Annotated in this window: 22 protein-coding genes and 1 pseudogene; 18 read left to right on the forward strand and 5 right to left on the reverse strand. The window is 66.2% G+C overall.

What is annotated here, in order from left to right; genetic code table 11:
- Nucleotides 1-261: 261 nt before the first annotated feature.
- Nucleotides 262-2388 carry a TonB-dependent receptor domain-containing protein gene (locus BRX37_RS05340; RefSeq protein WP_125985821.1) on the forward strand — a complete coding sequence of 709 codons (2127 nt, stop codon included), beginning with the start codon at nt 262-264 and terminating at the stop codon, nt 2386-2388.
- Nucleotides 2389-2550: 162 nt separating this feature from the next.
- Here the strand turns inward: BRX37_RS05340 and BRX37_RS05345 are convergent, their stop codons facing one another.
- Nucleotides 2551-3210 carry a prolyl hydroxylase family protein gene (locus tag BRX37_RS05345; protein WP_097383488.1) on the reverse strand — a complete coding sequence of 220 codons (660 nt, stop codon included), beginning with the start codon at nt 3208-3210 and terminating at the stop codon, nt 2551-2553.
- A 184-nt stretch (nt 3211-3394) separates the two neighbouring features.
- On the opposite strand from BRX37_RS05345, the gene BRX37_RS05350 reads away from it, so the two are divergent.
- The 13 genes and pseudogenes from BRX37_RS05350 to BRX37_RS05410 all read left to right on the forward strand — a co-directional run bounded on the left by BRX37_RS05350 (nt 3395) and on the right by BRX37_RS05410 (nt 15612).
- Entirely contained in the window at nt 3395-4255 is an 861-nt protein-coding gene (locus BRX37_RS05350) for a type II secretion system protein N (RefSeq protein ID WP_125985822.1), read from the forward strand.
- Nucleotides 4252-6498: a type II secretion system secretin GspD gene (gene gspD, locus BRX37_RS05355; protein ID WP_125985823.1), complete on the forward strand. Its 2247-nt coding sequence runs from the start codon at nt 4252-4254 to the stop codon at nt 6496-6498. Before BRX37_RS05350 ends, gspD begins: the two co-directional genes overlap by 4 nt.
- A 23-nt stretch (nt 6499-6521) precedes the next feature.
- A complete protein-coding gene (gspE, locus tag BRX37_RS05360) occupies nt 6522-8036 on the forward strand; it encodes a type II secretion system ATPase GspE (RefSeq protein WP_010336568.1) in 1515 nt (504 codons plus the stop codon).
- Nucleotides 8029-9246 carry a type II secretion system inner membrane protein GspF gene (gspF, locus tag BRX37_RS05365; protein WP_004207447.1) on the forward strand — a complete coding sequence of 406 codons (1218 nt, stop codon included), beginning with the start codon at nt 8029-8031 and terminating at the stop codon, nt 9244-9246. The genes gspE and gspF overlap by 8 nt, the downstream gene beginning before the upstream one ends.
- A gap of 95 nt (nt 9247-9341) precedes the next feature.
- Complete coding sequence (gene gspG / locus BRX37_RS05370) at nt 9342-9806, forward strand: type II secretion system major pseudopilin GspG (protein WP_017500625.1); 465 nt, start codon at nt 9342-9344, stop codon at nt 9804-9806.
- 82 nt (nt 9807-9888) lie between these two features.
- Nucleotides 9889-10335: pseudogene (locus tag BRX37_RS05375) on the forward strand (GspH/FimT family pseudopilin); the annotation flags it as partial.
- A gap of 181 nt (nt 10336-10516) precedes the next feature.
- Complete coding sequence (gene gspI / locus BRX37_RS05380; protein WP_318276613.1) at nt 10517-10882, forward strand: type II secretion system minor pseudopilin GspI; 366 nt, start codon at nt 10517-10519, stop codon at nt 10880-10882.
- The gene (gene gspJ / locus BRX37_RS05385) at nt 10882-11568 is read left to right on the forward strand and encodes a type II secretion system minor pseudopilin GspJ (RefSeq protein WP_125985825.1); all 687 of its coding nucleotides are present in this window, start codon (nt 10882-10884) and stop codon (nt 11566-11568) included. Before gspI ends, gspJ begins: the two co-directional genes overlap by 1 nt.
- Entirely contained in the window at nt 11555-12550 is a 996-nt protein-coding gene (gene gspK, locus BRX37_RS05390; protein ID WP_037520364.1) for a type II secretion system minor pseudopilin GspK, read from the forward strand. The genes gspJ and gspK overlap by 14 nt, the downstream gene beginning before the upstream one ends.
- Nucleotides 12547-13665, forward strand: coding sequence for a type II secretion system protein GspL (gene gspL, locus BRX37_RS05395; protein WP_125985826.1), 1119 nt, complete (start codon nt 12547-12549; stop codon nt 13663-13665). Before gspK ends, gspL begins: the two co-directional genes overlap by 4 nt.
- The gene (gspM, locus tag BRX37_RS05400) at nt 13662-14150 is read left to right on the forward strand and encodes a type II secretion system protein GspM (RefSeq protein WP_125985827.1); all 489 of its coding nucleotides are present in this window, start codon (nt 13662-13664) and stop codon (nt 14148-14150) included. The genes gspL and gspM overlap by 4 nt, the downstream gene beginning before the upstream one ends.
- Nucleotides 14147-14869, forward strand: a complete 723-nt coding sequence (locus BRX37_RS05405) for a type II secretion system protein N (RefSeq protein WP_125985828.1) — start codon at nt 14147-14149, stop codon at nt 14867-14869. Before gspM ends, BRX37_RS05405 begins: the two co-directional genes overlap by 4 nt.
- Nucleotides 14866-15612: a prepilin peptidase gene (locus BRX37_RS05410; RefSeq protein WP_125985829.1), complete on the forward strand. Its 747-nt coding sequence runs from the start codon at nt 14866-14868 to the stop codon at nt 15610-15612. Before BRX37_RS05405 ends, BRX37_RS05410 begins: the two co-directional genes overlap by 4 nt.
- Nucleotides 15613-15871: 259 nt before the next feature.
- Here the strand turns inward: BRX37_RS05410 and BRX37_RS05415 are convergent, their stop codons facing one another.
- Nucleotides 15872-16594, reverse strand: a complete 723-nt coding sequence (locus tag BRX37_RS05415; protein WP_125985894.1) for an arylesterase — start codon at nt 16592-16594, stop codon at nt 15872-15874.
- On the opposite strand from BRX37_RS05415, the gene BRX37_RS05420 reads away from it, so the two are divergent.
- Both BRX37_RS05420 and BRX37_RS05425 read left to right on the forward strand, forming a co-directional pair.
- Entirely contained in the window at nt 16593-17282 is a 690-nt protein-coding gene (locus BRX37_RS05420; protein ID WP_125985830.1) for an ABC transporter ATP-binding protein, read from the forward strand. The genes BRX37_RS05415 and BRX37_RS05420 overlap by 2 nt on opposite strands.
- Nucleotides 17279-19795: an ABC transporter permease gene (locus BRX37_RS05425; RefSeq protein ID WP_125985831.1), complete on the forward strand. Its 2517-nt coding sequence runs from the start codon at nt 17279-17281 to the stop codon at nt 19793-19795. Before BRX37_RS05420 ends, BRX37_RS05425 begins: the two co-directional genes overlap by 4 nt.
- A gap of 16 nt (nt 19796-19811) precedes the next feature.
- Here the strand turns inward: BRX37_RS05425 and BRX37_RS05430 are convergent, their stop codons facing one another.
- Nucleotides 19812-20861, reverse strand: coding sequence for a SphA family protein (locus BRX37_RS05430; protein WP_125985832.1), 1050 nt, complete (start codon nt 20859-20861; stop codon nt 19812-19814).
- Between the two features lie 301 nt (nt 20862-21162).
- Between BRX37_RS05430 and BRX37_RS05435 the strand changes: the two genes are divergently transcribed.
- Nucleotides 21163-21813: a response regulator gene (locus tag BRX37_RS05435; protein ID WP_004207433.1), complete on the forward strand. Its 651-nt coding sequence runs from the start codon at nt 21163-21165 to the stop codon at nt 21811-21813.
- 52 nt (nt 21814-21865) lie between these two features.
- Here the strand turns inward: BRX37_RS05435 and BRX37_RS05440 are convergent, their stop codons facing one another.
- Both BRX37_RS05440 and BRX37_RS05445 read right to left on the reverse strand, forming a co-directional pair.
- Entirely contained in the window at nt 21866-23023 is a 1158-nt protein-coding gene (locus BRX37_RS05440) for a sensor histidine kinase (RefSeq protein ID WP_125985833.1), read from the reverse strand.
- Nucleotides 23024-23053: 30 nt separating this feature from the next.
- Nucleotides 23054-23814, reverse strand: a protein-coding gene (locus BRX37_RS05445; protein WP_125985834.1) for an IS5 family transposase whose coding sequence is annotated in 2 segments (ribosomal slippage) — nt 23054-23481 and nt 23481-23814 — 762 coding nt in all. Because the reading frame shifts where the segments join, the coding sequence is not laid out codon by codon here.
- Between the two features lie 716 nt (nt 23815-24530).
- Here BRX37_RS05445 and BRX37_RS05450 point away from each other — a divergent pair.
- Nucleotides 24531-25358, forward strand: coding sequence for an outer membrane beta-barrel protein (locus BRX37_RS05450; RefSeq protein WP_125985835.1), 828 nt, complete (start codon nt 24531-24533; stop codon nt 25356-25358).
- Nucleotides 25359-25371: the final 13 nt, after the last annotated feature.

Below are 25371 nucleotides of genomic sequence, written 5' to 3' on the forward strand. Positions count from 1 at the left end.
GGCGATCCGTAGCGGCGGACGAGTGTCGAAGCGGATATTGGGTGCCACCATGATGTCTGCAACCCTTCTTATGTTGCCCAGGCGGCTCCAACATGTCCCGTAAAGAAGAGGCCTGCGCTCCGCCGGTGTCGCGATTGTGAGAAATTGTTGCGCAGGCGGCCGGGCATATCATCATTGATTGACCACTACCTTCTTCCTCCACATCAGCCCGTGAAATTCTAATGCGACTAAGTCGCACTATTATTTCAATGGGGGTCTGAAATGCCATTTCCTGCAATCTTGTCGACGCGTGCCCATCTGCTGGGGGGCGCTGCCCTGATCGGTGCGCTCGCACTGCCCGTCGCCGCCCAGGCGCAGGCACCCGCGCCCGACGCCGATGCGCAGTCGAGCGCGATCGTCGTCACCGCGGCCGGCTATGAACAGAATATCATCGAGGCGCCGGCCAGCATCACCGTGCTGGGCCGCGAGGAGTTGCAGGAAAAGCGGTTCGGCAGCCTGGCCGAGGCGCTGCAGGATGTGCAGGGCGTCGATGTCGGCGGCGAAGCGGGCAAGACCGGCGGCCTCAACATCTCGATCCGCGGCATGCCCAGCGACTATACGCTGGTGCTGATCGACGGCCGACGCCAGAATGCGCCCGGCGGCGTCACGCCCAACGGCTTTGGCGAAACCTCCACCAGCTTCCTACCGCCCTTCTCCGCGATCGACCGGATCGAGGTCGTGCGTGGCCCGATGTCCACCCTCTACGGATCGGACGCGATGGGCGGCGTCGTGAACATCATCACCCGCAAGGTCGGCGATCGCTGGGTCGGCACCGCCAGCGCCGAAAGCACGATCCAGGGCGATGACCGCTTCGGCAATATCCAGTCGGTCAACGGCTTTGCCCAGGGGCCGATCATCAAGGGGCTGGCCGGCCTGACCCTGCGCGGCAGTGTCTTCCACCGCGCCGGCTCCGATATCGAGATCCCCGGCGATCCGGCGCTGACCTTGGGCCGCAACCCGGTGGAATCCGACATCTATAATTATGGCGGCCGTCTGACGCTGACGCCCCATGCCGATCATGACCTGTGGTTCGAATATGATCGCAACGAACAACGCTATGACAATAGCCGGGGCCAATTGGGCACGCTGGGATCGGGCGGCTATGCCCCCGAACAGCGGTTCAACCGCAGCAATTATGTGATCGCGCACAGCTGGCGCATGGGGTTCGGCCAGCTCGACACCACCCTGACCCGCAACGAGACCGAGACGATCGGCCGCCTGATCCCCAATGGCACGCCGGGCGCGGTGCCGGGCAGCCCGCGCACGCTGGAGGCGCGCAACGACATCATCGATTCCCGCTTTGCCGGCAAGGCGGGCGCGCTGGCCTTCACCGTCGGCGGCCAATATTGGAAGGCGCGGATGGTCGAGGGCGTCGCCCCCGAACCGTTCAAGTTCACCCAGTGGGCGGGCTTTGCCGAAGCGACGCTGACCGTCGTCGACGGCTTCAACATCACCGGCGGCGCGCGCTACGACAATCACTCGACCTTCGGCGACAAATGGTCGCCGCGCGCCTATGCGGTGTGGAACATCAATGATGTGCTGACATTGAAGGGCGGTGTCAGCCGCGGTTTCAAGACGCCGCGCGTCGAACAGATTGCCGAAGGCATCATCGGCTTTGGCGGGCAGGGGCGCATCCCGCTGCTCGGTACGCCGGGGCTGAAGCCGGAAACCAGCACCAGCTATGAAGCGGGCCTCTATTATGACGGTGACGGCTTCTTCAGCGGCAATGTCACCCTGTTCAACAATGACTTCACCGACAAGATCGCCAGCGGTCCGGGCATCCCCAATTGCCAGTTCTCGGGCAATCCCAATCGCCCCGGCTGTCTGGACGTCGGCCCGTTCCCGACCGTCGACCTGTTCAGCCAATCGATCAACATCGACAAGGCCCGCACCCGCGGCGTCGAGGTGGCAACCCGTTTTGCCCTGACCTCCACCCTGTCGCTGACGGCCAACTATACCTATACCGAGACCGAGCAGCTCAGCGGCGCGGAAGAGGGGCTGCCGCTGATCGGCATGCCCAAGCATATGCTGAACGGCAATCTGCGCTGGAAGCTGGGCGACAAGGCCAGCGTCTGGACCCGCGCCGAAATCCGTTCCAGCCGTTATCGTGGCGCCAATGCGCAGCAGACGTCCGTGGGCGACTTCCGCAGCTATGAAGTCTTCCACCTGGGTGGTTCCTACCAGGTCGCGCCGGCCTTCCGCCTGTCGGCGACGCTCTATAATATCCTCGACACCGACTATGCGGTCTATGTGCCCTATCAGACCGGCACGACGACCGCCTGGACCCCGGCCTATTCGATCAACCAGGAAGGGCGCCGCCTCTGGCTCTCGGCCACCGTGGATTTCTGACGGGAGAAGGGCCCCGCCCTGCGCGCCAGGCGCGGGGCGGTGTCATACAGGCGCGGGGCGGTGTCATAGTTGACTTGCAGGGCGGACGTTGCGAACGCACACCCCGCTGGCGGAAAATCACCCAGCGCGGCTGAAATATGTGCGCCGCCTGGGGCGTCGCCTTCAGCCCCAGGGGCGTTCGCGATACCATTTGGTGATGACATGCTTGACGCCGCTGCGGACCTTCATGCCGTGGTGGATGCTGGCGGGGTTGAAGCGATCCGGGGTGATGCGGTTGTTCCAGGCGAGCAGCTTGCCGGTTTCGGGCTGCACCGTCTTGCCGATCTTCGTGAAGCGGGTTGCGCCGCCGGCGGCCGGTTCGTTGAGATAGACCATCAAGGTCCAGGTGCGGTTGCCCGCGACCGCACAGAATCTGTCATAGTCCGCGCCCTTGGGCTCGAAATAATCGGTATGCGCCTTGAATTCCTGGCCGACGCCGTAGCGCTGACCCTGGATCGGTTCGCCATATTGGGTGGCGATGCCGGCGAAGCTGTCGAGCCGGGCGTTGATGGCGGCGACGAACGGGTCGCCATGGTCGAGGTCGCAGGTCTCGCTGGTGCGGAAATAGCCGTCGCCATTGGCGTCGGCGATGGTCGAGGGGCGACGGTCCGCATCGATCCGCGCGATCACCTGCGCGCATTCGTCAAGACTCAAGAAATCACGCTGGATGAAGAGGGTGAGATCCTTGCTGGGCACCCGTTGGACTCGTGCATGGCTGGCGATCCAGGCCGGATCGGCGTCGGGTGCGGCGGGCGGTGACAGGATCGGGTCGGACAAGGTCATGGTCATTTCCGCGAATGACGGCGCTACAGGCCGGTTTCCGTGGCCCTAGCTATCGTTGACCCTGCGAAATGCAAGCATCGTCGCGGCCCCATTGCTACCTGTCATATTATGGTAACATAAACGTCATCTGGCAGTAAGAAGAGTTGCATAGCAGGCGGGCGAACCAAGGGGGACATTCCGGCTCATGCGTGTGCCGTTCGGCGACAAGTTGCAAGGGTGGCGGCGCTATGCGCGGCCGGTCGACTGGCTGGGGCTGGTCGAGAAGCTGTTGCTGGCAGTGCTGGCATTGCAGCTTGCCCGGCTGGTATGGGTGTTGCTGACGCCGGTCGGCGCCTTCGGCCCCTGGGAAGGGCGCCAGGCGCAGCTGCTGTCGGCCAGTGCGCGGCAGGCGCTGTTCGCCAGTTTCGATCCTTTTTTCCGCACCGGCGCGCCGCAGGCGGGCAATGGCGTCGTCACCTCGCTGGCGCTGACGCTCTATGGCGTGCGGCTGAACGAGGGGACGGGGCAGGGATCGGCTATCCTGGCGACGCCCGACGGCATCCAGAACAGCTATGCCGTGGGCGACGAGATCATGCCGGGCGTGGTGCTGAAGGCAGTGTTCTTCGACCATGTGACCATCGATCGCGGCGGGGCGGAGGAGCAGGTGTTCCTCGACCAGTCGCAGCCGGCGTCGGCGGCCGGCGGACCGGCTGGTGGGCCGGGCGGCGCGCCCGAGGGGGATATGGCGCCGGGCGAGGGCGCGCCCTCGCCGGTGCCGGGCCGCGATGCGCCAAGCGCCGATGCGGTGAAGCGCGACATCGGCTTTTCCCCGCGCACCCAGAATGGCCGGGTGACCGGGCTGGTGCTGAGCCCCAAGGGGCCGGGCTTTCAGAATGCCGGTTTCCAGGCCGGCGACATCGTGACCCAGATCAACGGCCAGCCGATCGGATCGGCCGGTGACCTGGCATCATTGCAGAACCAGATCGTGCCCGGCGCACGCCTGTCCCTGACCGTGGAGCGCGGCGCCGTCACCGTGCCGATCAACCTGATATTGCAAGGCCAATGACCAGACATATCCTCAAATATTCCGCCGCCCTCGCGCTGGTCCTGGCTGCCCCGGTCCCCGGCCATGCGCAGCAGACGCTGAATGTGCGCGATGCCGATATCCGCGCCTTCATCCAGGATGCCGCGCGCGTCACCGGCCGCACCTTCATCATCGACAACCGGGTGCAGGGCAAGGTGTCGGTGGTGACCGACCGGCCGCTGTCCAAGTCGGAATATTTCGAGATCGTGCTGTCGACGCTGCGCGCCAATGGCCTGGTCGCGGTGCCGGCGCCCGGTGGAGCCTATCGCATCCAGCCGGCGGACGGCGCGGCCGGCCAGCCCAGCGCGGTGGGCCGGGCGGCGACCCGCAACAGCTTCGTCACCGAAGTCTTCCGCCTGCGGTCGGTCGATGCGGCAAGCGTGCTGGAAACGCTGCGCCCGCTGATCAGCAAGGAAGGCACGGTCACCGCCAATCGCGCCGGCAACAGCATCGTCGTCGCCGACTATGCCGACAATGTCGCGCGCATCCGCCAGGTGATTGCGCGGGTCGACCGCGATACCAGCTCGACCCAGATGGTGATGCTGAAAAATGCCGGCGCGCGCGAGATCGCGACATCGCTGCAGGCGCTGGTGCAAAGTGGCGGGGGCGAGAATGGCGCGCCGGCGGCCGCCAGCGTGGTGCCGATCGACAGCAGCAACGCAATCGCGATCCGCGGTGATGTGAATACCGTGACCCGCCTGGCCAATATGGCGCGCGAGCTGGACCGGCAGGCGGCGAGCGGCACGGAAATCCGCGTCTATTGGCTGGAGCATGCCGATGCGGAGAAGCTGTTGCCGGTGTTGCAGCAGTTGATCGGCCAGTCGAGCAGTTCGCCCGTTACCTCGTCGGTGCCGGCGGCGGGCGCCAGCGGCGGCGCTGGCGGCGGCGCGGCTCCGGCCAGCGCGGCGGCGGCACCGGTCGCGGCGGCCTCCAGCGGATCGAGCGGCAGTGGCATTTCGACCCGCGGCCCGGCGATCGTCACCCGCTATGAAGGCGCCAATGCGATCATCGTTGCCGCCAACAGCGACGTGCAGCGCATGCTGGGCGAGACCATCCGCCAGATCGACACCCGCCGCGAGCAGGTGCTGGTGGAGGCGATCATCGTCGAGATCAGCGATGCGGCGGCCAAGAAGCTGGGCGTGCAGTTCCTGCTGGGCAGCACATCGACCGGCTTTGCCGCGACCAATTACAGCAATGCGTCGCCCAGCCTGATCACCATTGCCGGTGCCTATGGCGCGACCAAGCTGGGCACCACCAAGACGACGGTGGTGGCGGCCGACGGGACGACCACGACGACCGAGACGCAGACCAACAGCGACCTGGCCAGCAGCCTGACCCAGGCGGCGGTCGACAGCCTGGCCAGCGCGACCGGCATCGTCGGCGGCCTGGGCACGCAGATCGGCAAGAACGGCATTTTCGGGGCGATCATCAATGCGGTGAAGTCGGATACCGAGAGCAACCTGCTGTCCACGCCGTCGGTGATGACGCTGGACAATCAGAAGGCGTCGATCCTGGTCGGCCAGCAGGTGCCGGTGACCACCGGCGAGGCGCTGAGCCAGAATTTCGACAACCAGTTCCGCACCGTCCAGCGCCAGGATGTCGGCATCAAGCTGGAGGTGAAGCCGCAGATCAACACCGGCGGCGCGATCAAGCTGTTCCTGAAGCAGGAAGTGTCGAGCGTGGCGGGGCCGGTCAGCAATTCAAGCAGCGACCTGATCATCAACAAGCGCGAGATCGAGACCACGGTCACGGTCGATGACGGCGAAATCCTGGCGCTGGGCGGCCTGCTGGACGATAATGAGCGCAAGACGATCGAGCGCATCCCGCTGCTGTCCGACATTCCGGGCATTGGCGAGCTGTTCAAGTCGCGCAGCAAGAGCCGGACGAAGACCAACCTCATGGTCTTCATCCGGCCGACCATCCTGCGCACCAAGGAAGATGCGCAGCGCCTGACCCAGCAGCGCTATGGCTATGTGCGCGGCATGCAGTTGCAGCGCAGCCCCGACAGCGAGCCGACCATCGACGAGCTGGTGCGCGACTATATGGGCGCGCAGCCGCCGATCGCGCCGCAGCCCGGCGACATGCTGGTCGAGCCACAGGCCGGTGCCGCCGCGCCGGCAACGTCGCCGGTACCGGGACAGGTGCAGGGCATCGAACCCACGGTGCGGCAGTCGAGCGGCGTCGTCCGCCCGGTCGACCTGCCGCCAAGCGGAGAGCAGAAGTGAGCGAACAGGAGCATGTGACGGTAATGCCGTCGGTTCTTCCGCCACGGCCCGTCGACATTCCCTATGGCTTTGCCCGCAAGCATGGCGTGGTGATGTTGCCGCAGGATGGCGAGCGATTGTCGATCGCGGTGCGCGAGGGCAGCGATCCGCGCGTGCTGTTGGAGGTGCGCCGTCATCTCGCGCGCAGCTTTGATGTGCGCTTTGTCGAGGCGCCGCAGTTCGACCGGCATCTGTCCGATCATTATGCGATGGAGGGCAGCGCCGCCGCCATGGCCGGGTCGATCGACGTCGGCGCGGACGAGCTGGACATATTGGCCGCCGATATCCCGACCGCCGACGACCTGCTCGACAGCGCGGACGATGCGCCGGCGATCCGCCTGATCAACGGCATCATTGCCGAGGCCGCGCGCCAGGGCGTGTCGGACATTCATATCGAACCCTATGAGACGGGCCTGATCGTGCGGATGCGCGTGGATGGCGTGCTGCGCGAGACGCTGCGCATGCCGCCGCATGTCGCGCCGGTGGTGGTCAGTCGCATCAAGGTGATGGCGCGGCTCGACATTGCCGAACGGCGCGTGCCGCAGGATGGCCGTATCGGCCTGACCCTGGGCGGCAAGCTGCTCGACGTGCGCGTGTCGACCCTGCCGAGCCGGGCGGGCGAACGGGTGGTGCTTCGTATCCTGGACAAGGAAAATGCCGGCATCACGCTCGACCTGCTGGGCATGACCGGGGCACCCGACCGCATCTTCCGCGAGGGGCTGAGCGAGCCCAACGGCATCATCCTGGTCACCGGGCCGACCGGTTCGGGCAAGACCACCACGCTCTATGCCGGCCTGCGCAACCTGAACGATGGCAGCCGCAATATCCTGACGGTCGAAGACCCGGTCGAATATGCGATGGAGGGCGTCGGCCAGACCCAGGTCAATGCCAAGGTCGGCCTGACCTTTGCCGCCGGGCTGCGCGCGATCCTGCGCCAGGACCCCGATGTCGTGATGGTCGGCGAAATCCGCGACCGCGAGACCGCCGAGATTGCGGTGCAGGCGTCGCTGACCGGCCATCTCGTGCTGTCGACCGTCCATACCAATGACGCGGTCGGCGCGATCACCCGTATGCGCGACATGCGGGTCGAACCCTTCCTGCTCGCCTCCACGCTGCGCGCCGTCGTCGCTCAGCGGCTGGTGCGGCGGCTGTGCCAGCATTGCCGCGAGCCGGTGCAGGCCGACAAGTCGGCAAGCGCGCTGCTGGGCTTTGACCCCGGCACCATCATCTACCGGGCGCGCGGGTGCGACGAATGCAACGGCACCGGCTACAAGGGCCGGATCGGCGTGTTCGAGGCGATCCGCGTCGACGACACGATCCGCCGCCTGATCAACGATGGCGGCGACGAGTCGCTGATCGCCCGCCATGCCTTCCTGAACGCGCCGAACCTGGGATCGGCCGCGCGCGCGCTGGTGCGCGACGGCCAGACCACGGCCGAGGAAGCGATCCGCGTGTCGCGCCGCGACGCGACCGAGGTGGAAACCATTGCCGATGGCTGATTTCGACTATGTCGCGATCGACCCGGCGGGCAAGGAACGCAAGGGCAGCGTCAAGGCGGACAGCCTGGACGAGGCGCGGGTAAAGCTGGATGCGCGCAAGCTGTTCGTCGTCCGGCTGGAGCCGGGCGCCGTATCGGTCGCGCGCAAGCGGGCCGGCCTGTCGCTGCGCGCGCCCAAGCTGTCGGCCAAGGAACTGACGCTCTTTACCCGGCAATTGTCGACCCTGATCCAGGTGAGCCCGCTGGAGGAGTCGCTGCGCACGATCAGCCGGCAGAGTGAGCAGGATCATGTCCGCGCGATCGTCGGCAAGGTCCATTCGGGCGTGCTGGAGGGACGGCGGCTGGCGGATGCGCTGGGCGCGGAGCCGAAAAGCTTTCCCGCCCTCTACCGTGCGATGATCTCGGCCGGCGAAAGCTCCGGCAGCCTGCCGACCATCATGGAGCGTCTGTCCGAACTGATGGAGCGGCAGGCGGTGATGCGGTCCAAGGTGCTGACCGCGATCGCCTATCCCTCGGTGCTGGCGACCTTCGCCGTGTTCGTGGTCGCGGCGCTGATGATCTTCGTCGTGCCCAAGGTGGTCGAGCAGTTCGACACGGTGGGCCAGCAATTGCCGCTGCTCACGCGGATGGTGATGGGCATTTCCGCCTTCCTCGCGGGCTATTGGTGGTTGTTGCTGATCCTGATCGGGCTTGGCGCCTTCGGCTTCTGGCGCGCGCTCAAGATCGACAGTTTCCGTTATCGCTTCGATGCGATGCTGCTGGGGCTGCCGGTGCTCGGCCGGCTGATCCGCGACCTGCACGCCGCGCGGATGGCGCGCACGCTCTCGACCATGGTGGCGAGCCGGCTGCCGCTGATGGAGGGGCTGTCGCTGACCGCCAACACGGTGCATAATCGGGTGCTGCGCAAGGCGTCGGACGAGATTGTCGAGGCGATCCGGGGCGGTGGCAGCCTGTCGGCGGCGTTGAAGCGGGCAGGGGTGTTTCCCCCGCTGCTGGTCTATCTGGCGGCGAGCGGCGAGAGTGCCGGGCGGCTCGACACGATGCTGGAGCGCGCGGCCGATTATCTGGAGCGCGAGTTCGACGCCTTCACCTCGGCCGCGCTCGCCATGCTGGAGCCGATCATCATCATATTGATGGGCGGCATCGTCGCCGTCATCATCCTGTCCATCCTGCTGCCGATCCTGCAGCTGCAAAGCCTGACCGGGGCTTGAAGGAGTAGAATATGCGAAAGATCCTCTCCCTCCGTCATTCCCGCGAAGGCGGGAATCCATCTCTCAACGTCGAGCCGAAAGCGCAAGCTGGGGAGATGGATCCCCGCCTGCGCGGGGATGACGAAAAGGAAGTGGGGCGTTCCGCCGAACACGGTTTCACGCTGGTCGAGCTGATGGTCGTGATCGTCATCATCGGCCTGCTGGCGACGATCGTGGCGATCAACGTCATTCCCGCGACCGACACCGCCCGCGTCGAAAAGGCCAAGGCCGATATCTCGACCATCGAGCAGGCGCTGGAGCAATATCGCCTCGACAACCTGACCTATCCGGCCGCGTCGGACGGGCTGCAGGCGCTGCTCAATCCGCCCGCGTCGCTGGCGCAGCCGCAGCGCTACCGCCGTGGCGGCTATATCAAGAAGCTGCCGCAGGACCCGTGGGGCCGCGCCTATATCTACACCGTGCCGGGCAAGAAGGGCGCGTTCGACATCAGCTCGCTGGGCGCTGATGGCCAGCCGGGCGGCGAGAATGAGAATGCGGACATCTATTCCAGCGAAATGTGATGCCGCACGTCGAGCGGAGCGAGCTGCCTCGCTCCGCTCGGCAGCGGGCTTCGACAGGCTCAGCCCGAACGGCGATGGGGGATCGGTTCCGCCACGCAACGGCTTTACCCTCATAGAGCTGATGGTCGTGCTGACGATCATCGGCTTCATTTCGGCTGCGGTGGTGATCGCCATTCCCGATCCGCGCGGCCGGATCGTCGATGATGCCGATCGCTTTGCCGCGCGCGTTGCCGCCGCGCGCGACGAAGCGGTCGTCACCGCGCGCCCAATGGGCGTGTGGGTCTCCGCCTCCGGCTATGGGTTCCAGCGTCGCGAGGGCGGCCAATGGGTGCCGATGGAGGAAAAGCCCTTCGTCAGCGCCAATTGGAAGACCGGTACGCGGGCGCTGGTTGGCCAGGACGGCCGCCAGCAGATCGCCTTCGACGGCACCGGCCTGCCCACCGATCCGCTGACCATCACCCTGGCGCGCGAGGCGGAGCGGGTGCAGGTGAGCGTCGACATGGCCGGAAAGGTCGCGGTCGGTGGCTGATCGGCGGTCCTTTTCTTCCGTCATTCTGACGAAAGTCAGGATCCATTCGGCGCTGCGCTTTGAAGCGTTCCGCCCAACAGGGCTCCACGCCGGGCGAGAGAACGCCGAATGGATCCCGGATCAAGTCCGGGATGACGGCAGTGAGAGGGGGAGCCGTTCCGCCCAACAGGGCTTCACGTCTTTGAGGCGTTCCGCCGAACACGGCTTCACGCTGCTCGAAATGCTGGTTGCGCTGGCGGTGTTCAGCCTGGCGGCTTTGGCGCTGGTGCGGTTGCAGGGGGTGACGCTGCGCACCGCCGCGGATCTCGACAGCAAGGCGCTGGGCCAGATCGTCGCTCGCAACCTGATGGTCGAGGTGCAGAGCGATGTCGCCCCGCCCTCGGTCGGCGAGGAGGATGGCGAGGTCGAGAATGGCGGTCGCCGCTGGCACTGGACCCGCACCGTCAAGGCGACCGAGGACAAGCGCCTGTTGCAGGTCGATCTGGTGGTCGATGGCCAGCCGGGCGCCTCGCCTGTGGTGCTCAGCTTCCTGCGGGAGGTGGAGTGATGAGGCCGGAGAAGCCACAGGGTGAACAAGGCTTCACGTCTTTGAGGCGTTCCGCCGAACACGGCTTCACGCTGATCGAGCTGCTCGTCGCGCTGATGATTTTTGCGATGCTGGCGGCGGCGGGCGTGCTGCTGCTGGGCAACAGCGTGTCGGCGCAGGCGCAGGTCAAGGCGCGGCTGGACGACATGGCGGCGATCCAGCGGGCGGCGGGCGCGCTGTCGGCCGATCTTGGCCAAGCGGTGCCGCGCATCAGCCGCACCGAGGCGGGGACGCTGGCCCCGGCCTTCTGGGCGCATCGCGATGGCGAAGAACAGCCGGTGATGCAGTTCGTGCGCGGCGGATGGGATAATCTGGGCGACCTGCCCCGGCCGTCCTTGCAGAAGGTCGAATATTGGGTGCGGCAGGGCCGGTTGGAACGGCGCGGCTATGCCCAGATCGACGGGGCGGCGGGCGACGAGCCGGCGGCGCTGCTCGACCATGTCGAGGAGGTGACGCTGCGCTTCCGCGATGGGGAGGGCGAGTGGCGCGAGGAGTGGACGCCGGGCCAGCCCGACCTGATGCCGCGCGCGGTGGAAATGGTGGTCAAACGCAACGGCGAGCCGCCGGTCACGCTGCGCTTCCTGGTGGCGCCCGGTCCCAAGGAAGCGCCGCTTGACGATCAGGAGGCGGCCAATGCGGCGGCCTGATCCCAACCGTCCTGAGGAGCGCGGCGCCGCGCTGCTGACCGTCTTGCTGCTGGTCGCGGTGATGGCGGTGGTGGCGGCCACGGCGCTGGAGCGGGTGGCGCTGGCGACGCGGATGACCGGCAATGGCGGCGCGGTCGATCAGGGGCGGGCCTTTGCCGATGCCGGCATGGTGATCGCGCGCCTCAAGATCGGCGATCTGGTCGCGGCCAGCCCCGGCAAGACGACGCTGGCGGGCAACTGGATGGGCACGCCGCAGGCGATCCCGGTGCCCGGCGGCATGGCGACGGCGCGGGTGACCGATGGCAGCAACTGCTTCAACCTCAACAGCGTGGTCGCCGGCAACAACGAGAACAGCCTGAAGGTGCGCCCGGTGGCGGTTTCGCAATTCCAGGCGCTGTTGCAGGCGCTGGGCGTCGATGTGCGCCAGGCGCAGGTCGCGGCCGCCTCGCTCGCCGACTGGATCGATACCGACAGCGTGCCCCAGCCGGGCGGCGCCGAGGACGAGACCTATGCCCGTGCGGCGCGGCCCTATCGCACTGCCAACCGCTTCATGGTCGACGCCAGCGAATTGCGGGCGGTAAACGGCATCACGCCGGCGGTCTATGATCTGGTCCGGCCCTGGGTCTGCGCGCTGCCGGTGTCGGACATGTCGCCGATCAATATCAATACCTTGCTGCCCGATCAGGCGCCCTTGTTCGCGATGCTGCTGCCGGGGCAGTTGAGCGTGGCGCAGGCACGGCAATTGCTGGCGCAACGGCCGGCGGAAGGCTACGGCAGCATACCGCAATTCTGGCAGGCACCCTCTCTGGTCGGGCTCAGTCCGCTCACCGAGGTGGCCGAGCAGGTCAAGTTGACGACGGGATTTTTCAGAGTGGACGTGTCGGTGAATGTAGGGGGAACGCAAGTGGTGGAGCGCGGGCTGATCGATGCCCGGCAACCGCCGATCCGGCTGGTGCGGCGCGATTGGGGGGTGGGCGCATGAGTTCGGCCGATGCCCTGATCATTGCGCTGCCCGAGGGGGCGGAGGACGCGCCGACCTGGATGCGGGTGGTGGATGGCGCGATCGTCCAGACCGGCGCAGGCGCCAACTGGCTGGCCGCCTGTGGTCTTGTCGCGCTGCCCGACAAGGCGCGGGTGATGCTGGTGCCGCCGGCCGCGCTGGTGGCGCTGCACTGGGTGTCGCATCCCGACCTGCCAGCGCGGCAGGGGCGGGCGGCGGCGCGGCTGGGCGCGCTGGCCGGCGCCATCTTGCCGTCCGACCAGCTGTTTGCCGCCGCGGACGAGAATGACGATCCCGCCCGCCCGCATATCGTGGCGGTCGCGGCGCGCAGTGACATGCAGCATTGGCTGCTCTGGGCGCAGCATCATGGGCTGGACCCCGACATCATCGTGCCGGCGGCGCTGCTGTTGCCGGAAAGTGATGATAGTTTCGTATCCGGAATGATTTGTGGGGTGTCCGTATTGCGCGGCCCTGACATGGCGCTGACCGCCGATATGGCGCTGCCTGAACTGATCAGCGATGCGCCGGTGCGGGAGGTTGGGGCGGACGAGATCGAAGCGCGGCTGGTTGCCGCACTCGATGCGCCGCCGATCGACCTGCGCCAGGGTGATTTCGCCAAGCGGGTGCGGCGGCAGATCGATACGCGGGCGCTGGGCCGGATCGCGATCTGGTGCGGCCTGATCCTGCTGGCGAGCCTGCTCATCAGCCTGGTGACCCTGGTGCGGCAGAATGTCGCCGCCAGCCAGGTTGATGGCGAGAGCCTGGCGCTGGCGCGGCAGGTGTTGCCCGAGGCGAGCGACGTGATGCAGGTCGAGGCGGAGATGGACCGGCAACTCGCCGCGCGCGGAGCCGGCGCCTATGCCTTCACCGCGCCGGTCGCGGGCCTGATGAGCGCGATGCAGGATGCACCGGGCGTGTCGCTGACGTCGCTGTCGCGCGATCCCGACGGCATGCTGCGCGCGACGCTGGCCGCCGCCAAGGCGGATGACATCAACATCGTGCTGCTGGCGCTGCAGGCGGCCGGTTACACGATCACGGCGACCCCGTCCCAGGATCCGGGCGGGCGCACGCTGGCAGATATTACGGTGCGGTCATGATGGACAGGATGAAAGCCTATTGGATCGAGCGGTCGCCGCGCGAGCAATGGATGCTGGGCGTGATGTTCGCGCTGCTGGCGGTGGTGATATTGTGGCTGGGCGTGGCCCGGCCGCTGACCCACGCGCAGCGTTCCGCCCGCGAAGCCCTGCGCGAAGCAACCGATCGCAACGCGGCGATCCGCGCCAAGGTGAAGCTGCTGAAGCATCTGCCGCGCAGGCCCGCGCCGACCGGCCCGGCCATTCCGATCGAACAATTTGTCGGCCAGAGCGCGGGCGAGGCCGGGCTGACGCTGGAACGGGCGCAGCCGCAGGGCAATGACCGGATGGAAATCGCCATCGCCTCGGTCCGACCGGTGGCGATGATGAGCTGGATCGCGGGGCTGGAGGCGCAGGGGCTGCGCGTCGAGACGATAAGCGCGCGGCCCTCGCCGACGGCGGGCAGCGTGTCGGTGCAGGCGGTGCTGGTGCGGGGAGGCGGCCAATGAAGGGGCTGATCCTGTCGCGCCGGATGCGCATCATCCTGATCGCGCTGTTCATATTCGGCCTGATCCTCTTCATTCCGATGCGGGTGGCGTTGGGGCTGGCGCAGCTTGACGGGCTGGGCCTGGCCGCGCGCGAGATACGCGGCAGCGTGTGGAGCGGGCGGATCGACCAGTTGATGCTGGGTGAAATGCCGATGGGGTCGGTGCGCGCCGGCCTGTCGCCGCTATCGTTGCTGGTCGGCCGGGCGCGGTTCGACATCGCCCGGCATCGCGGCCAGCCCGACGACGTCCAAGGGGCGCTGACCGTCGGGTTCGACCGGATCGGCATAGATGACGTGACCGGTTCGGTGCCGCTGGGCCGCACCTTCGCGCCGCTGCCGGTCAGCGGGCTGATGATGGAGGATGTCAGCGGCTATTATCGCGGTGATGTCTGTGGCCATGCCGAAGGCCGGGTGCGGGCGCGGATGGCGACGCAGATTGCCGGGCTGAACCTGTCGCAGGGGCTGTCGGGCACGGTCTCCTGCGATGGTGATGCACTGCTGCTGCCGCTGGTCAGCCAGTCGGGAATGGAAAAGATCAACCTGCGCATCTGGCGATCGGGCCGCTATATCGCCGAAATGCGGGTGGAAACGGCCGACCCGGCGCTGGCCGGGACGCTGGGGCAGGCGGGCTTCGCCACGGTCGGTAACGCCTATGTTCTGAAGGTCGAAGGGACGTTGTGATCCATCCCTGGGCGGCCCTGGTCGGCGCGGTCGCGGGTGCGATCGCGGGCAGCTTCCTCGCCACCCTGATCCTGCGCTGGCCGCAGGGCCGCGGCGTGATGCACGGCCGATCGGCCTGCGATGGCTGTGGCCGGCTACTGGGGCCGATCGACCTGGTGCCGATGCTGAGCGCGCTGGTGCAGCGCGGCCGGTGCCGGACCTGCGGCGCGGCGATCGATCCGCTCCATGGCCGGGTGGAGGCGGGCTGCGCCATCATCGGCGCGCTGGCGCTGGGTTTCGTGCCGGATCTGGGCGGGATCGGCTGGGCGCTGCTCGGCTGGCTGCTGCTGACCCTGGCGCTACTGGACTGGCGCCATTTCTGGCTGCCTGATGCGCTGACCCTGCCGCTGGCCTTTCTGGGCTTCACCCTGGGGCTTTGGACCACCGACGTCGCGCTGGTCGACCGGGTGATCGGCGCGGCGGCGGGCTATCTGGGGCTGCTGGCGATTGCGCTCGGCTATCGCGCGCTGCGTGGACGCGAAGGGCTGGGGCTGGGCGACGCCAAGCTGCTCGGCGCGATCGGCGCCTGGCTGGGCTGGCAGGCGCTGCCCTTCATCCTGCTGATCGCCGCCTCGCTGGGGCTGGCGGGGGCGCTGGTCGCGCTGGCGCTGGGCCGGGCGGTGCAGGGGCAGAGCCGGGTGCCATTGGGGACTTTGCTGGCGATTGCGACGCTGCCGGGCTGGATCGTGCGGGGGTTGATCTAGCGGGTGACGAGCGTGTCTGGACTGCGAGCGCAAATTTGGGCGGGCAGGAAGCGACCAGAAGTGGACATTCCTCCCCGGAACGGGGAGGTGGCAGCGCGAAGCGCTGACGGAGGGGCAGGTGCCTCTTAGCGCTGCGCTATCCGGCCTGTGCCCCTCCACCACTCGCTACGCGAGCGGTCCCCCTCCCCGTGCCGGGGAGGAATGTCTTGTTCACACCCATTTTAGCCATTTTGACGGACACCCGATTTTCTCCCGCCGCCTAGTCCCCCAACTGCCCGGCCACCAATGGCGCGACCTTGGCGGTGATGCGCTGGACGCCTTGCGGGTTGGGGTGGATGCCGTCGGGCAGCAGCAGGCTGCGCTGGCCGATCACGCCGTCGAGGAAGAAGGGGTAGAGCGGCACGCCATGCTTCTTCGCCAGATCGGGGTAGATGGGGTTGAAGGCGGCGGCATAGTCCGGTCCCATATTGGGCGAAGCCATCATGCCGGTCAGCATCGCGGGAATGCCGCGCTTGGCGAGCTCGGTCAGGATGGCGTCGATATTGGTCCGTGTCGCCTGCGGACTGAGGCCACGCAGCATGTCGTTGCCGCCCAGGCCCACGAGGACCAGATCGGGCTTGCGCGGCAGGCCGTCGAGACCAAAGGCGAGGCGGGCGAGGCCGTCGGCGCTGGTGTCGCCCGACACGCCGGCATTGACGACATGGGCCTTGATCCCCTGTTTTGACAGGGTTTGTTCAAGAATGGGTGCAAAGCCCTGATCCTGCTGAAGATTATAGCCGGCATAGAGGCTGTCGCCGAACACGACGACCAGCTTGCCATCGGCGATTGGCTGTGTCGCCTTCGCTGTCATGTTCGAGGCGCCATCGTCAGCGGCGGGAAGCGCCTCTTGCTTCGTTGGGGAACAGGCGGCGAGCAGTTGGACAAGCAGCAGCGAGAACCCATATAGCCGGAAACCGTTCGCCAAGGAGCCTTCCTTCTTCATGCATGCGACCATCGATGCCCCCCATATCGCGATCCAGGCGCGCAATGTCACCCTCTCGCTCGGCAATACGCAGATATTGAAGGGCATCGACCTGGATATTCGCCGGGGCGAGAGCCTGGCGATATTGGGCGCATCGGGATCGGGCAAGTCATCGCTGATGGCGATCCTGTCGGGGCTGGAACAGGCGAGCGGCGGCACGGTCAGCGTGGCCGGCGTCAATTATCGCGCGCTCGACGAGGATGGGCTGGCGCGGGCGCGGCGCGGGCGGATCGGCATCATCCTGCAATCCTTCCATCTGTTGCCGACGATGACGGCGCTGGAAAATGTCGCCGTGCCGCTGGAACTGGCGGGGCTGGCCGATCCGTTCGCGCGGGCGGCGCAGGAATTGAAGGCGGTGGGCCTGGGCCATCGCCTGTCCCATTATCCCGCCCAGCTGTCGGGCGGCGAGCAGCAGCGCGTGGCGATCGCGCGGGCCATGGCGCCCGATCCGGCGATATTGTTCGCGGACGAACCCACCGGCAATCTGGATCAGGCGACCGGCACGGCGATCATCGACCTGCTGTTCGCCCGGCAACAGGCGAGCGGCGCGACCCTGCTGATCATCACCCATGATCCGGCGCTGGCGGCGCGGTGCGACCGGACCGTCGAGATGCGGGACGGCCAGTTGAGCGGCGAGGTCGCCGCGTGACGACATTGGGATGGGGGGCAAGCTGGCGGATCGCGCGGCGCGACCTGCATGCCGGATTCCGCGGTTTGCGGCTGCTGTTCGTCTGCCTGTTTCTGGGCGTGATGACGCTGGCGGCGATCGGCAGCCTGACCAGCGCGATCACCGGCGAGATTTCGGCGCGGGGGCAGATGATCCTGGGCGGCGATGTCGAGATCGCCATGACCCAGCGGGTGATGGACGCGCGCGACCAGCAGGCGATCGCACGGCTGGGCCGGATGAGCGAGACGGTGCGGCTGCGCGCCATGGTCCATAAGGGCGGTGGGGGCGCGGCGGCGCCGTTGCTGACCGAGCTGAAAGGCGTGGACGATGCCTATCCGCTCTATGGCACGCTGGCGTTGCGGCATGGACGCTATGTGCCGCTGGCCGCCGACCACATCCTGATCAGCCCGGCCCTGGCGGAGCGGATGGCGATCGGCGTCGGTGGCAGGCTGCGCTACGGCACGGCCGATTTTACTGTGGCGGCGATCATCGCCGACGAGCCGGACCGGGTGGGCGAGGGCTTTACCCTGGGGCCGGTGGCGATCGTGTCGATGGACGGGCTGGACCGCACCGGGCTGATCCAGCCGGGCAGCCTCTACCGCGCCAAATATCGGCTGCGCCTGCCCGTCGGGGCGGATGCGCAGGCGCTGCGCGAGCGGCTGGAGAAGCGCTATGTCGAGCAGGGCTGGGAGTATAAGGATCGCGAGCGGGCGGCGCCGGGCACCAACCGCTTCATCGAGAATATGGGCCAGTTCCTGTCGCTGATCGGCCTGGCTGCACTGGTGATCGCCGGCATCGGCGTCAGCAATGGCGTCGCGTCCTATCTGGCGATCAAGCGCGGTGCGCTGGCGACCTTCAAGGTGCTGGGGGCGACATCGGCCGATATCCAGCGCATCTATCTGCTGCAGATCGGGGTGGTTGCGGGGCTGGCCATATTGGCCGGGCTGGTGGCGGGCGCGCTGTCGCCGCCCTTGCTGGTCTGGGCGGCGGGCGACATGCTGCCGGTGGCGCCGGGCTTCCACCTCTATCCGCTGCCGCTGGTGACGAGCGCCGCCTATGGCCTGCTGATCGCGCTGATCTTCACCCTGCCGCCGCTGGCCCGCGCGCGCACCGAGCCGGTGGCGGCGATCCTGCGCACCCTGGTCGACGGGCGGCGGCGGATCGACCGACGGACGCTGGCACTGGTCGGCGGGGCGATCGCGCTGCTGGTCGCGGTCGTGCTGCTGACGGCGCGCACGCCGATGTTCGCCGCGGCCATGCTGGGCGCGATCATAGCGACCCTGTTGCTGCTGCTGGCGATGGGGCAGGGGATACGATGGCTGGCGCGGCGCATGCCCCATGCGCGGCGGCCGCTGCTGCGGCTGGCACTCGCCAACCTGCATCGGCCCGGCGCGCAGACCGCGGCGCTGACCGTGGCATTGGGGCTGGCGCTGACCCTGTTCGTCACGCTGGCGGCGATCCAGACCAGCATCCAGGCGGAGATCGGCCGGACCGTGCCGAAACAGGCGCCAAACCTGTTCATACTCGACATGCCGGCCGGGGCGGAGGCGCAGTTTCGTGCGCTGATGGCCAGGCGCGTGCCGGCGGCGAAGCTGAATGTCGTGCCGATCCTGCGTGGCACGGTGACCGGCTATTCGGGCAAGCGCGTCGCGGACCTGAAGGAAAAACCGGAAGGGGCGTGGATCCTGCGCGGCGAGCGCGGCGTCACCTATAGCGCGACCCTGCCGGAGGGGAGCGAGATCGTGGAGGGACGCTGGTGGTCGCGCGATTATGTCGGGCCGCCATTGGTGTCGCTCGATGCCGACCAGGCCAGGGCGCTCGGCATCTGGGTCGGCGATCGCATCACCGTGTCGATCCTGGGCCGCGAGATCGAGGCGCGGGTCGCGTCGCTGCGCAAGATCAACTGGGACACGATGGGCTTCAACTATGTGATGGTCTTTTCGCCGAGCACGCTGGCGTCGGCGCCGCACAGCCTGACCGCGACGATCAGCCTGCCCGACAAGCGCCAGGAGCAGGCGGTGACGAGCGCGCTGCTGGCGAGTTTTCCCGGCGCGTTGGTGATCGAGGTGGGCCAGGTGATCAGCCAGGTGTCGGGCCTGCTGGATCAGATGTCCGGCGCGATCCTGGCGGCGGCATCGGTGACGGTGCTGGCGGGTGTCGCTGTGCTGATCGGCGCGATCGCGGCCGGGCGGCAGAGCCGCAGCTATGACAGTGTCGTGCTGAAACTGCTGGGCGCGACGCGTGGCCAGATATTGGGTGCGCAGGCGCTGGAATATGGCGTTTTGGCCGGCCTGTTGGCGCTGGTCGCGCTGCTGCTGGGCGGGGCGGCCGCCTGGTATGTTGTGGTGCAGCTGTTCAGTTTCGGCTGGGCGCCGGACTGGGGCGTGGTGCTGGCGACGCTGGCGGGCGGGGCGGTGCTGACGCTGGGGATTGGCCTTGCCGGATCGATCCCGCTGATGTCGGTGCGGCCCGCAAGGGCGCTGCGGCAGCTATAGAGGGGATGCCCCGGCGCTATTGCGGGGGCATCTTCATGTAGAGCGGCAGGCTGAGGCTGAGGAAGAAGGCCTCGCCCTTCAGCCGGTTGGTGGCGTCGAGTTCCTTGAAGGCGCGCAGGCGGAAGGTTGCGGGCGAGCGGCCCATGGTGACATTGAGCGCGGCGGTGCCGCCGACGCCGACCACCTCGCCCCGGAAGGCGCCGAGCAGGGCGCCGCTGCTCTTGTCATCGCTGATCTGCTTCAGCCAATAGCCCTGGGCACCGATGGAGAATTTCTTCGACAGCGCCTTTTCCACCGATCCTTCGAGGTGGAACTCGTTGCCGCTGTCATATTCCGTATAGTCATTCTTGCCGTTGAAGGTGACGCCGGCCTTGCCGGTCAGATCCCAGCCGCTTTCATCATCATGCAGGCTGAGCGCGAGCGAGGTGTCGACCGCCCAGCGATGCAGCGCCAGATTGGCCAGTTGGTCCTCGCGATAATGGCCGACCGGGATGTTGACCATGCTACTGGCCTGGATGTGGAGCTTGCCCGCCTTCCAGCCGAGCATGGTGTTGAACACCGGATCGCCGACCACCAGCGCGGAATCATGGACGTTGAGGCTGCGCAGATTGCCAAACGGGCCGGTGACGACGGCATTGGCATCGATCATTGGCGCACCGACCGGCACGGTCACGCCCATGGACAGGGTGCCGCCCAGGATGTTGGTGGAGGGAACGACCAGCGTGGTCAGGAAGTCGGCGACGATCGTTGCATCGAGGCCGGCGACGACATTGCCGCCGACGACGAATTCCTTGCTGGCGTTCGCACTGCCATTGTAGATGTAGATGGTGTCGTCGAAATAGACACCCTCCAGCGGCGGCATCACGGCGGTCGCGGGGCCGCCGGTGCCGGGAACATAGAGGCTGGCGGCGCCCTCGACGGCCTTCGCCGGGGTGTTGATCGCACCCGCCAGCGGCAGGATAGCGCCCAGCAGGCAGGTCTTCACATTGCGCATCATCTGTCCCCATTTTCCCTGAAGGCCATGAAGCCCGGTGCCATCATCCATCGGCGCGGCGGGTGGGGCCATCGGGATAATCCCCGACCCGGTTGGGGGACGCTCGCATCGCAGAAAACCCTGTGATCGATGCTAAGGTCAGGAAAATGCACGATAACCATGCTTTCCTCTCGCCAAGCAAAGCGGGACATGGCAGATTTTCCGCTGCCAGGCCCCGTGCTTGCCACGACGGAAAGGCGGATATTGGCGGCTTTGCGCGCTGTCGGGGCAATATTGGCCGATGCGGGGGAAAACCCCCATTGTTTCAGGCGGACGGGCCGCAAAGATAGGCGGGCTCATCATGGGCGCCATCGGGAGTGGACAGAGGTAAGGGATGAGCAAGCCATTGACGCGGATATTGATTGCCGACGATCATCAGGCCTTGCGCCAGGGGGTTCGGACTTTCCTCGAAACCCAGGATCGCTGGCAGATCGTCGCCGAGGCATCGGACGGGCATGACGCGCTGAAGGCGGCGCGCGATACCCAGCCGGACATCGCGATCCTGGATTATTCGCTGCCGCTGATGAACGGGCTGGAACTGACCCGCGCGCTCAAGCAGGAATTCCCGCGGATCGAGATATTGATCTACACCATGCATGATCGAGAGGATCTGCTGGTCGAGGTGCTGCGCGCGGGCGCGCGTGGCTATGTGCTCAAATCCGACAGCGGCCAGCATCTGCAGTCGGCGGTCGAGGCGCTGTCGCTGCGTAAGCCCTATTTCTCGGCAGCGATCTCGGAAACATTGCTCGACCATTATGTGAAGAGCAGCGTGGCCGGCAGCAATGTCGCCACGCTGACCCCGCGCGAGCGCGAGATCGTTCAACTGATCGCCGAGGGCAAGATCAACAAGCAGATCGCCCATCTGCTGGATATTAGCGTGAAGACGGTCGAGACCCATCGCGCGGCGGCGATGCACAAGCTGAAGCTGGGAACGACGGCGGAGCTGGTGCGCTATGCGGTGCGCAACAATATCGTCGAACCCTGATCGGCGGGCGATCTGCGGGCGGGCCTGATCCTGCGCCGCCGATCAGGCTGGTTCAGTCACATTGACGTCGGCGCGGTATGGTCGCGGTGACGAGCGTGCCGGCGCCGGTGCGGCGGACTTCCAACTGGCCGGCGAGGGCCGCGACCCGCTCCCGCATGCCCGACAGGCCGACGCCGACGATGTCGCGGCCCTGACCGTTGAGGATATGTTCGGGCACGCCCCGGCCATCATCCTCTATTTCCAGGGTGAAGCTGGTCTGGGTCCGTCGCAGGCGGACGACGGCGTGGCGGGCATCGGCATGTTTGTAGACATTGGCCAGCGCTTCCTGCGCGACGCGATAGAAGGCGATCTCCATGTCCGGGTCGCGCTTGATCGGTCCCGAAAGGCAGCGAAATTCGACCTGGAGCCCGGACCGGCGGGCGAAGCCGCGGGTGAAATGGGCGAGGGCCGCCTCGATACCATCCTCCGCCAGTTCGGGCGGATGGAGCAGATAGCTGAGCGTCCGCACCTGGTCCTGGATCGCCTTGAGCGAGATTTCCATGGCCTGATAGGCGTCGTTGGCCTGGGGGCTCATGTCGCTGTTGCGCAGCGTCATGAGGTTGAATTGCATCAGGGCCAGTTGCTGGGCCGTTTCGTCATGCAGTTCACGGGCGATCCGCTTGCGCTCCTCTTCCTCCGCCTGCAGCATCGAGAGGTGGTAGCGACGGGGATTGGCGGTTTCGCTTTCCGGATCTTCATCGTCGAGATGGCTGAGGATGAACAGATCCTCGGTGCCCGGCAGGCGTTCGCCATGGACGACCATGCGGATGTCCTGCCCGGCGAGCGGGAAGCTGAGGGTCTGGCTGAAGGGCGTGTTGTGCTGACAGAGGGCGGCGACATGTTCGCTTACGCTGCGGGCATCCTGCGGCGGCGCGGCGAAACGCGCCTTGACGGCATAGTAGCTCTGGCCTGCCACGAGATGCAGGTCGAGGCCAACGGCGCGGAGATAGGGCTGGCAGGCGCCATTGATGGCCACGATGCAGGCATCGCGATCCACCACCACGATCTTGACCGGAATGCTGTTGATCAGGCGCTGCAGCTCTGCACGGGATGTTGTATGGGACGGACTCGGCGGAACCAGATAGATCGGCACGGGAACTGTGGCACTGCCACGTTCGTCACCGAAAAAGTCCGGATAATAGGGTGCCCCCGCTTGATGTAGTTCGAGCATGACGTCTCCCTCACCAGCTAGGCTCAGGACTCATTGATTGAGCCAGAAGATGACGGCGGCGGCGATACAGATGGCGGACATGAAGGTGTGGGCGCAACGGTCGTATCGGGTGTGGATGCGCCGCCAGTCCTTGAGCTTGCCGAACATGTTTTCGATCTTGTGGCGCTGACGATAGAGCGCGGCGTCGTGCGGGATTGGCACCTTCCGGTTCTTCTTTGAGGGAATACAGGCGGTGATGTTGCGCTCCGCAAGCGCTTTGCGGAACCAGTCGGCGTCATAGCCTCGATCGCCGAGCAAGGCTTTGGCGGGAGGCAAGGCGTCGAGCATCAGGGCAGCGCCCTTGTAGTCGCTCATCTGGCCCTCGCTCAGCAGCATGACCAGCGGCCGGCCCTTGCCGTCGCAGACGGTGTGGAGCTTCGAGTTCAGGCCGCCCTTGGTGCGTCCGATACGTCTGGGAACATCCCCTTTTTGAGCAGGCTTGCCGCCGTCCGGTGTGCTTTCAGGTGGGTCGCATCTATCATCAACTGGTCGGGCTTGCCGCCCTTCGCCGCGAGGGCCGCGAAGATCTTGTTGAACACGCCGAGCCGGCTCCACCGGATGAAGCGGTTGTAGATCGTCTTCGGCGGGCCATAATCGGCAGGCGCATCGCGCCACCGCAGGCCGTTCCTGATCACGAAGATGATCCCGCTGATGATCCGACGGTCGTCCACCCGTGGCACCCCGTGCGATAGCGGAAAATATGGCTCGATCCGGCGCATCTGCGCCTCCGACAACCAGAGCAGGTCACTCATGACGACGTCTCCTCACGCCGTCATTGAATCAATCCTTCGCTATCACCGCAAGCGATTTAATAGGTCCTGAGCCTAAAAATGCCCTGTATCATTCGACCGGGGCGAAAGTTCCGGCGCGTAAAGATTATCTGCGCGGCAAATGCCGCGTGAAAATGGACTAACTAACGAGCGACCCTGTTATCGGTAAGTATACCGGTGGTGATTCTATGTAGCAATGGTCAAGCCTGTGTAAAAAGCAGAGTTTTTCCTGGCCTTTCGACGCTTTCTGCATTGATGGATGTTTGGCGGGTTGTTGCCACGAAACCTATGTGAAATGGGCGTTTAACAGCGTTAATGGACCAAAGTATGACATTGTATACTTTGAAGAAATGTGGGTTTTATGTATAATTTTAGGTCTAAGGAAATATACCTACTGTAACGCGCGGATGTGGTCATCGGCCTGCTCGACCCTCCTGAGTCGCGCATGTCGGATGGATGGTTGAGAGGCCCGATTTGACGACCGGGTATTTACCCGGAGAGGGGGGATCGGCCTGCACGATATTTTCCGGCCGCTTTACAGGCCAATTGTGATGGCGACATCGGGTTTACCCCCGGCAATATTCTCCGCGCTCCTAGGCAATGACCCCGATGCCCAAGCTCTACGCGAGGGCGCACAAGGGCGCAGGCGGCATGGTCACCATATCAAATGAGCGGCCGCTGGCCACAGGGAGGACGAAATGGCGCGTCACAGCATCAGGCTTGGCGGCATTTGTGTCGTGATGATGGGCACGGTTACAGCGCCTGCGCATGCGCAGGCGCTCGACGACAAATATTGGGTCGAAGTGGGGGCCTATTGGCCATCGGTCAGTTCCCATGTTCGGGTCGCGCCAGCCTCCAACCCGGATGGTGGCACGAATATCGACCTGGAATCCGACCTCGATCTCGACAAGCGCAAGGTGCTGCCGCAGGTCGCGGCGGGGATAAGATTGGGCGGCAACTGGTCGATGATGGGCGAATATTATTCGCTGAGCCGCAACGGCTCCAAGACGGTAGCGCGCGATATTGTCTTTGACGATGTCACCTATCCGGCCGGTGTCCGGGTGGAAAGCGGCTTCGATAGCGACGTCTACCGACTGACCTTCGGCTATGCGTTCGTGAGCACGCCCGATACCCGCGTCGGCGCGGCGCTGGGGCTGCATGCGACCGATTTCACCCTGACGCTCAAGGGGGATGCCCGATTGGGCGAGACGCAGGTGAGTGGGACGCAGCGTCGCCGCAAGGCGCTGGCCCCGCTGCCGACGGTGGGGCTGTTCGCGACGCAGCGGATCGCCAATGACCTGACCCTGGGCGCGCGGGCGGATTATCTGTCGCTCAAGGTCGACGATTATAAGGGGCGGCTGCTCAATGCCGAAGCGGCGGTGACCTGGCGCTTTGCCAGGAATGTCGGGATCGGTGCGATGTGGCGCTACGTCAATTATCGGGTCGATGTCGACAAGGACAATTGGGCCGGGCGGATGAAATATCGGTTCAGCGGCCCGGCGGTCTTCATGCAGGTCGGGTTCTGACAGGAAAGGGGCG

Origin of the sequence: Sphingomonas sp. S-NIH.Pt3_0716 (assembly GCF_003950715.1) — a bacterium.
In the GTDB taxonomy this organism is placed as follows: domain Bacteria; phylum Pseudomonadota; class Alphaproteobacteria; order Sphingomonadales; family Sphingomonadaceae; genus Sphingobium; species Sphingobium yanoikuyae_A.